Source organism: Escherichia sp. TW14182, from assembly GCF_000208525.1.
Taxonomy (GTDB): Bacteria; Pseudomonadota; Gammaproteobacteria; order Enterobacterales; family Enterobacteriaceae; genus Escherichia; species Escherichia ruysiae.
This window is the reverse complement of the sequence record NZ_AEJZ01000298.1, coordinates 1-7,508: the sequence shown is the minus strand read 5'-3', so window position 1 is coordinate 7,508 and position 7,508 is coordinate 1. Positions and strand designations below refer to the sequence as shown.

8 protein-coding genes and 1 pseudogene are annotated in these 7,508 nt (G+C 43.8%); 5 read left to right on the top strand and 4 right to left on the bottom strand.

The features are described 5' to 3' along the window. A partial coding sequence (gene msrQ / locus EQY_RS0120250; protein ID WP_000630862.1) for a protein-methionine-sulfoxide reductase heme-binding subunit MsrQ occupies positions 1–588 on the top strand: 588 nt, incomplete at its 5' end. Between the two features lie 359 nt (positions 589–947). Here the strand turns inward: msrQ and EQY_RS0120245 are convergent. Genes EQY_RS0120245 through ccdA form a run of 3 tightly spaced genes read right to left on the bottom strand, consistent with a single transcriptional unit; the run spans position 948 to position 2,280 of the window. Further along, positions 948–1,754, bottom strand: coding sequence for a site-specific integrase (locus EQY_RS0120245; RefSeq protein ID WP_000016962.1), 807 nt, complete (start codon positions 1,752–1,754; stop codon positions 948–950). Next, positions 1,755–2,060 (bottom strand): type II toxin-antitoxin system toxin CcdB, encoded by a 306-nt coding sequence (gene ccdB / locus EQY_RS0120240; protein WP_001159866.1) that lies wholly within the window; start codon positions 2,058–2,060, stop codon positions 1,755–1,757. Position 2,061: 1 nt separating this feature from the next. Beyond that, on the bottom strand, positions 2,062–2,280 hold the full coding sequence (gene ccdA / locus EQY_RS0120235; RefSeq protein WP_000813629.1) for a type II toxin-antitoxin system antitoxin CcdA: 219 nt from the start codon (positions 2,278–2,280) through the stop codon (positions 2,062–2,064). 751 nt (positions 2,281–3,031) lie between these two features. Here ccdA and EQY_RS0120225 point away from each other — a divergent pair. The 4 genes and pseudogenes from EQY_RS0120225 to EQY_RS26955 all read left to right on the top strand — a co-directional run. Beyond that, entirely contained in the window at positions 3,032–4,267 is a 1,236-nt protein-coding gene (locus EQY_RS0120225) for an AAA family ATPase (RefSeq protein WP_000582825.1), read from the top strand. Next, entirely contained in the window at positions 4,264–5,022 is a 759-nt protein-coding gene (locus tag EQY_RS0120220; protein ID WP_000593838.1) for a retron system putative HNH endonuclease, read from the top strand. The genes EQY_RS0120225 and EQY_RS0120220 overlap by 4 nt, the downstream gene beginning before the upstream one ends. A 343-nt stretch (positions 5,023–5,365) precedes the next feature. Further along, positions 5,366–6,241, top strand: coding sequence for a competence protein CoiA family protein (locus EQY_RS26330; RefSeq protein WP_071987987.1), 876 nt, complete (start codon positions 5,366–5,368; stop codon positions 6,239–6,241). A 141-nt stretch (positions 6,242–6,382) separates the two neighbouring features. Continuing rightward, a pseudogene (locus tag EQY_RS26955) lies at positions 6,383–6,550 on the top strand (recombinase family protein); the annotation flags it as partial. Positions 6,551–6,630: 80 nt separating this feature from the next. Here EQY_RS26955 and EQY_RS26950 read toward each other — a convergent pair. After that, positions 6,631–7,206 (bottom strand): hypothetical protein, encoded by a 576-nt coding sequence (locus EQY_RS26950; RefSeq protein ID WP_000092749.1) that lies wholly within the window; start codon positions 7,204–7,206, stop codon positions 6,631–6,633. Positions 7,207–7,508 lie beyond the last annotated feature (302 nt).

Sequence of the window (7,508 nt, the reverse complement as noted above, 5' to 3'; positions counted from 1 at the left end):
CTTGCCGGATTTTTGCCGTTTGTCTGGCTGATGTGGGCAATTAACCACGGTGGATTAAGTGCCGATCCGGTGAAAGATATTCAGCATTTTACCGGTCGGACTGCGCTGAAATTCTTGCTGGCGACCTTGTTGGTTACACCGCTGGCGCGCTACGCTAAACAACCATTATTGATTCGCACTCGCCGCCTGTTGGGTTTATGGTGTTTCGCCTGGGCAACGCTGCACTTAACCAGTTATGCCTTGCTGGAGCTGGGAGTGAATAATCTGACGTTATTGGGTCAGGAATTAATCACCCGACCTTATTTAACGCTCGGAATTATCAGTTGGCTGATTTTACTGGCTTTAACATTCACTTCCACGCAGGCGATGCAGCGAACCTTAGGCAAACGCTGGCAACAATTGCATAACTTCGTCTATCTTGTCGCGCTCCTAGTCCCCATACATTATCTGTGGTCAGTAAAGATTATCTCAATGCAATCAGTAAGTTACGCTGTCCTGGTATTGCTACTTTTAGGCTTGCGTCATAATAAATGGTTTTCTCTGTTCAAAAAGTTACAGAAGTTGTTTCAACACAAAATTACAACATAATCTGTGCGTCTCCTGCAGACACTTAGGTTACGTGGGCTGGCAGTAAATATTTAATGGTGTTGTCCAACTGGATAACCTAAACAATGTGCGTCAATGGCATGTAAGACGGTACGCTGTGATTTCATATGGCACAGGAGAAAACCGCCGAAGCCCGACGTAAGTCTGTGCGGTCGTCCTTCCGTCCTGCAATGCCATGCGCCCGGTCAGCGATGATAATGCTTCTTTGCGTAGTCGGAGTTGCCAGCGTCAGTAATATAAGACAGTAATCACCATTGTTAGTATAAAGAAATAACCAGGCCTGTCTCCCATCCCAGGGGAGACTTGAGGTATTTCCCATATACAGGCCAGAGTATTTATTCTCAGGATAATTGTTTCAGCATCGCAACCGCATCAGATTCCGGCATCGCAAACTGCACCCGGTGCCGTGCAGCCACATCGAGCGCAAACACCTTCGTGTAGACCTCCGTTGAGCTGATGGACTTATGCCCCATCAGGCTCTGCAGGACCTTCAGCGGTATACCGGCATACAGCATGTGCATCGCATAGGAATGGCGGAACGTATGTGGCGTGACCGGGACAGAGAACGTCACACCATCAGCGGCAGCGGCGGCAACTGCTTCCCCAATCCAGGTCCTGACCGTTCTGTCCGTCACTTCCCAGATCCGCGCTTTCTCTGTCCTGCCTGTTCGTTTATTACGCCGTTCCAGAGGAATTTTCAGTGTTGCCACCATCGTCTGCAGCTGGCTGACGTACCAGGAGTCAGAGAGCGGAACCAGCCGGTGAGTCTGCTGACCGGCGGGCATTCTTCCTGCCGTTCTGGCTGCCTTTTCGCTCCGTTGTTTCAGGGTGGCAAGCTGCACAAACGGATACGGAGGCGCGAGCGAAAAATCCCCCCGCGTCAGCGCCAGTGCTTCATTAATACGCGCGCCGGTGTTCCACAGAGTGGCCAGCAACATCTTGCGACGCAGATCCGGGACGTAATGGAGCAGGGCACTCACCTCGGGAGCCAGCAGATATTTCGGCAGTTCATCATGAACCATCGACATCTGGCGGAGTGCCAGCGCTGCCGGATAATCAATGGCAACAGGAAGTTGTGCAGGTTGTCCGGCAGAATACACTGCTGGTACCATGGCTGCAGACTGACTGTGTATAACGGAGCCTGACATTTATATTCCCCAGAACATCAGGTTAATGGCGTTTTTGATGTCATTTTCCCGGTGACTGAGATCAGCCACTTCTTCCCCGATAACGGAGACCGGCACACTGGCCATATCGGTGGTCATCATGCGCCAGCTTTCATCCCCGACATGCACCACCGGGTAAAGCTCACGGGAGACTTTATCTGACAGCAGGTGGGCACTGGCCAGGGGGATCACCATCCGTCGCCCGGGCGTGTCAATAATGTCACTCTGGACATCCACAAACAGACGATAACGACTCTCTCTTTTATAGGTGTAAACCTTAAACTGCATTTCACCAGTCCCTGTTCTCGTCGGCAAAAGAGCCGTTCATTTCAATAAACCGGGCGACCTCAGCCATCCCTTCCTGATTTTCCGCTTTCCAGCGTTCGGCACGCAGACGACGGGCTTCATTCTGCATGGTTGTGCTTACCAGACCGGAGATATTGACATCATATGCTTTGAGTAACTTATAGCTGTCACTGTCGACGGTAACTGTAATGCGCTGCTTCATAAGACACCTCATATTACATACTCACTATACACAATTAAGTATACATCAGTATCACGCTATAACATGCCTCCGATACCGGAATATTATTATCTGGCTATTATTAATATTTTCATCAATCACTAATTTCAAAAATTACCACAACAATAATAACCAATGATGTAATAACCGCATTAAATTACAGGACAACTGTTTTGCCATGATCCGATTTTTATCGTATATACGATTTTCCGGAAATGAATCACGATCAGTGAATAAGCGAAGTGATCCTTTCTGCCGCTGATGACCGGCTCACAAACACGAGGAGAAACACAACACTCATAGTAGTCAACAGAGAAATAACACTACATATTGTGTTGGCGGACTATGATGCAGCGAGGGAGAAGAAGAAGATCCGTAACTCACAGAAACCGGATCTTTCAGATGAGAAAGAGATATTAATGTTAAAAATGCATCAATTTATGAGTATTTTTGCGAAAAACTCATTAATGCTGCAAAGGCCAAAATATTTAATTTTTATTGCGCTAATGGTAAAAAACTGTACGCACCTAATCCCGCACCTCTGACATGCTGATGAACAGCATGTTCCTGCGGAACTCATGGTGAGCATTCACCTGAGAGAAATTGAACTGCCGGCAACGAATGTTGTAATATCCCCAATCTCTGTCCTTCTCCTGCATATAACCCCATGCAGCACGGACAGTACGAATATTTATACAGATGTAATAAATACAGATACTGAAGTGTTCAGCATATGATTATCGAAAAACTCCATCTGAAAAATTTCAGGCATTTCCCCGAAGTTAACATTAATTTTAACAGAGGCTTTAACTTCATCAGTGGACCTAATGGTTGTGGGAAAACATCGATCCTGGCTGCTATTGGACATACTCTCAACAGTCACACAGAATATTCACGCCATGGCGAAAACTGTGAATACTGGATTGATGTAACTGAACAGGGAAGGAAATTTCGGCCGGGAAAAAGTGCTGGCTCCATTATACCTGTTGGCTACAGAAAAGACTCTCTTTCCGGTATAAATAGTCGCCCTCCCGTAGAACAGGGGCGTAAACCAATTTATTACTACGAAGTGAAAGAAATATTAAAGCTGCCCCCCTTGATTATTGGTGCACAGAGAAAAATAACATATAAAAACATTACAGGAATGACCAGGGAAACAGATGCAACAGGCAGTAGAAAACATTATTGTGACAACTCCCTCCATTATCTTTACAACTCAGTTGAAAGAAATATTAAACAATGGATGATTAACCGATATTTTGTTATCGATAAGGACTGGGCTGTTGAGGAAAAAGAAAACTGGGCACATCTCATCAGAACACTTCCTGAAATAGCCCCATTCAACAGTAATTTTAAATACATCAGAACCGGGCGGGATCTTGAGCCTGTTTTTTCGATATATGAAAAAGAATGCTACCTTGAAGAACTTTCTTCTGGTTTTCAGGCCATTTTATACATAATAATAAGCATATTCGAGTGGATAGAGTCCTGCATGCCGGAAGGTGAAAGGTGTGTAAAAAATGCTGAAGGCACTGTACTTATTGATGAGCTGGATAACCATCTGCATCCGGAATGGCAACTGACCATTCGCAACGGTATCTCAGCCTTGTTTCCTCAATTGCAGTTTATTGTAACGACGCATTCTCCACACCTTCTGGCCTCTGCGAATAAAAATGAAATCATTCTGCTTCCGCCGTCTTATGAAAAAGAGAAATATAATATCTATCCACTGGATAAGACATATTCAGGGTGGTCTACGGATTTAATCCTGACGGGATTAATGGGGGTTCTCAGCCTCGACAGCAAGGAGTATGAAAAACTTGTTGAAACCTGTTACAAAAATATTGAAGAAAATGATATTGATGAACTGAAGCGTAATTATTCACGACTTGAATCTATCAGTCATCCGGATGACAGTATCCTGATTGTACTTAAAACCCGGATTGCAGGTATGGAGGCTATCAGATGATAAAACTGAATCGCTTACCATCGCCAGTGGTTCTCAGGGATAACTGTACCGCCTGGACAAAGAATTTAATGGCACTGGTTGATAAATACGGCGGGTATAACAAAATTCCTGCCAAAGAAAAAGAATCTGCCCTCCGGTTCTACCGGCACGAAGATATCAAGCAAACGCTAAAAGCAAGCACACATGGAAAATGTGCTTTTTGCGAGGGTATACCTGATGAAACAGGTTACGCTGAGGTGGAGCATTTTTATCCAAAATCGTTGTACACAGAAAAAACATTTGAATGGGAAAATCTGCTCTACGCCTGCAAAGCATGTAATAATCAAAAACTCAATCATGATACATATCATTTACCTATTGTTAATCCGTATGATAACGATCCTGATGAATACTTCACTTATAATGATATCATGATCAGACCTAAAAAAGGGGCTTACCAGGAAATTGCAGAAAGAACAATTAAAGTCTGCGGATTAAGCTCACCCAGACTTATTACTGCCAGGAGTGATATTCTTGTCAGCTTTCGTATTTTCGAACAAGAACTCTCCACTGCTTTAAGCAAATTCCATGATGCCAGAACAGAGAAAAGTAAAGAAGACAGAGCCAGAAAGATCAGTGAAGCATTAGATACCATTGAAAGCATGGCTAAACCTGATGCAAAACTCTCACATTTTTATCGTTTTTTGTTGAACAGTTCAGCAGTTTACCACCAAGCGAAAGATGAACTGAATAATTATCTCTGTGAGGTGTTGTAAGAAACATACCACAGAGATAAAAAATATTAACAACTTCTGTCTCCAGGAATGAAAAAACAGGATAAAAATTGGAACAGGACAAATAAATGATGACTGATAATATTCGTGCAGTAATGCACGAGTGTTATCAACAGATACCCCTCAATATTAAAAAAGGAAAAACCATATAGCCTGTCAGGCTTGCTGTCAGCACTAAATAGTGTCAGTTAGTCGACGTTAACTTTATTTATTACTTGAGTGTAACTTTATTATATAATATTTTTAATATTAACTACTGCTCGCGTTATACATGTGACACTCTCGAATGCACTTACGTTAGTTAAAAGTAAAAGGGTTAAACTACATGGATTCGATTAATCACATTCCCTTTGGTCTCAGAAAAGAAGACCAGATGTATGTAGATGTTGCTGATGTTCCAAAAGGAAGGAGCTGTGGTTGCCTTTGCCCTTCATGTCATATCCCTCTTATCGCCCGTCAGGGTAAAGTAAATCGTTGGCATTTCGCACATGCCAGCAGAAAGGTCAGGGATATAGAGCAAAGTTGCCAGTATTCGTTTTTTGTTTCTGTTCGGGCAATGGCTAAACAAATTATTGAACCCGGGTTCCAGCTTTCCACGCCGGGTTACACGGACGAGGTATCCGAACGACGTTATGGCATCAGATTCTCTGAATCATTTTGCGTCACTACCTCTGGTACTATTACGTTGGACAACGTACAGAAAGAATGCCTGTTTGAAGAGACTATTGTGGACATCTGCGCTGAAATTAACGGCTATCCACTTGTGATTTATTTTTCTCATCCGGAACGCAGAGTCCCTGTTTCACTTAAAGTACCGGACAATAAGCAATGTGGTGTCCTTGAGATAGATTTATCCAGGACGAGAGAATTGTTTCTGTCTAAAAATGCGACGTCTGACCGGTTCGATGATGTACTCAAAACGTTTATTGAAGGGGATAATCACTCAAAAAAATGGATCTTCCACCCCAGGAAACATTCCACTATGTGCCGAGCCAGAACCAGGCTCGAAAAGCGGATCACAAACTGGAGGCCACCGCAAGAACGAACAAAAATCAGAAAAAATCCTTATGTCCGTTTTGAACCTGGCAGGGAGCATTACTACGAGTGCCTGATTTGCAAAACAAAATGGTCAGCATATGAATATGAAAAACCAGTATGTCCAGTTTGCAGGATACATTTATATTCAAGACAAATTTATTGATTACGTTGATTATCCAGACCGTACAGCTCAGTGGAAGCGTATCCAGGACAATCTGCAAAACGGTGACTATCAACTGGCCACTATTCAGCTGAACAGCCTCTGCATTCAACAGGACAACCTTCGATTGTCTCATTACACACAGTAATAACTGCCATCAACAATATGCTTATCACCCTGATAGCAGCAATGTCGCATAAGGCCTGGCTGAGTCGCCACCGGCAGCAAAAAACAGGGAATTGAACGCGCCACACGCTGGGTAAATACCAGAGCAAGCATGTCGCTCAGGAACGACATCAGAAAGCCCTGTACTCCTGCGTACAATCAGCCCCCTAAGATATGAAGCAACTGATAAGGTAAGCCTGTGCTGTAAACAAGCTTACCACTTACTTTTATATATCTTCAGCGTCGTAGTATTCAGCCTGTTCAGTATCAGATACTGCATTGATAATTTTAAAATCCTCATCAATGAAGCTCCATTTTTCATCACGCCATAACAAACTTATGTTGGCATCGACTTCAAATTCAGAACCTGAGTAGGCATGGTCTGGCAACTGATCCCCTTGATAGAGGAAAGAGACCTTCAAGTTTAAAATTCCTTTATTTTCATCATAATGCGTTTCTGTCACAGTCAGGTCTTCCACCGTGAAGCCAGCTGCATTTGTGGAGGCGATCTCGCCTGAAAGTTCGTTCTCTACTGCCATTTCAAACGCAGCATAAGGACCATCAGTATAAGTATCGTAGTAGTTATGGATTACATCCGCGAAATCAGAATCACCAAATGCAGCCATCAGCAAACGAGATTCCAGCGGTGCGTATTTTGCTACCCTGGTAAGTTCATGATAGTTTAAAAAATTTGACTGCTTGGCGATGATCTCTAACGCCTGACTATGCGTGAGTACAGAACTGGCACGCGCCATCTTTTTAGCTTTAGTGCTGATGATTTTGAGACAAGAATAACGTGACATGGCCGTTCTCCAAATTTTAGACGCTTTTGGAAACCGATAGCCTGCTAACCGGACTCCGCGCGTCACAAATGTGGGCGAGCCAAGTATTGTATGGGTAGAACTTAAAACTGATGGGCTATTGCTTTGCGAGACAGGCGCCAGGTGACCATCACCACCTCTCGCTATGATGGCAAAATCGTCTTGTTAAGTCAAACCAGACAATATTTTGCAGAATGCAGAATGCAGAATGCAGAAAGAGAAAAGCCACCCATAGGGTGGCTTTTCCAGTACTAACTTTGGCGCTCAGGTCCGAAGAAATCTGA

Bases quoted from the DNA above. Each gene is read 5' to 3' on its own strand.
- EQY_RS0120225 (WP_000582825.1), top strand. From the start codon at position 3,032: ATGATTATCGAAAAACTCCATCTGAAAAATTTCAGGCATTTCCCCGAA.
- EQY_RS26950 (WP_000092749.1), bottom strand. From the start codon at position 7,206: ATGTCACGTTATTCTTGTCTCAAAATCATCAGCACTAAAGCTAAAAAG.
- EQY_RS0120220 (WP_000593838.1), top strand. From the start codon at position 4,264: ATGATAAAACTGAATCGCTTACCATCGCCAGTGGTTCTCAGGGATAAC.
- EQY_RS0120245 (WP_000016962.1), bottom strand. From the start codon at position 1,754: ATGTCAGGCTCCGTTATACACAGTCAGTCTGCAGCCATGGTACCAGCA.
- ccdB (WP_001159866.1), bottom strand. From the start codon at position 2,060: ATGCAGTTTAAGGTTTACACCTATAAAAGAGAGAGTCGTTATCGTCTG.
- ccdA (WP_000813629.1), bottom strand. From the start codon at position 2,280: ATGAAGCAGCGCATTACAGTTACCGTCGACAGTGACAGCTATAAGTTA.
- EQY_RS26330 (WP_071987987.1), top strand. From the start codon at position 5,366: ATGGATTCGATTAATCACATTCCCTTTGGTCTCAGAAAAGAAGACCAG.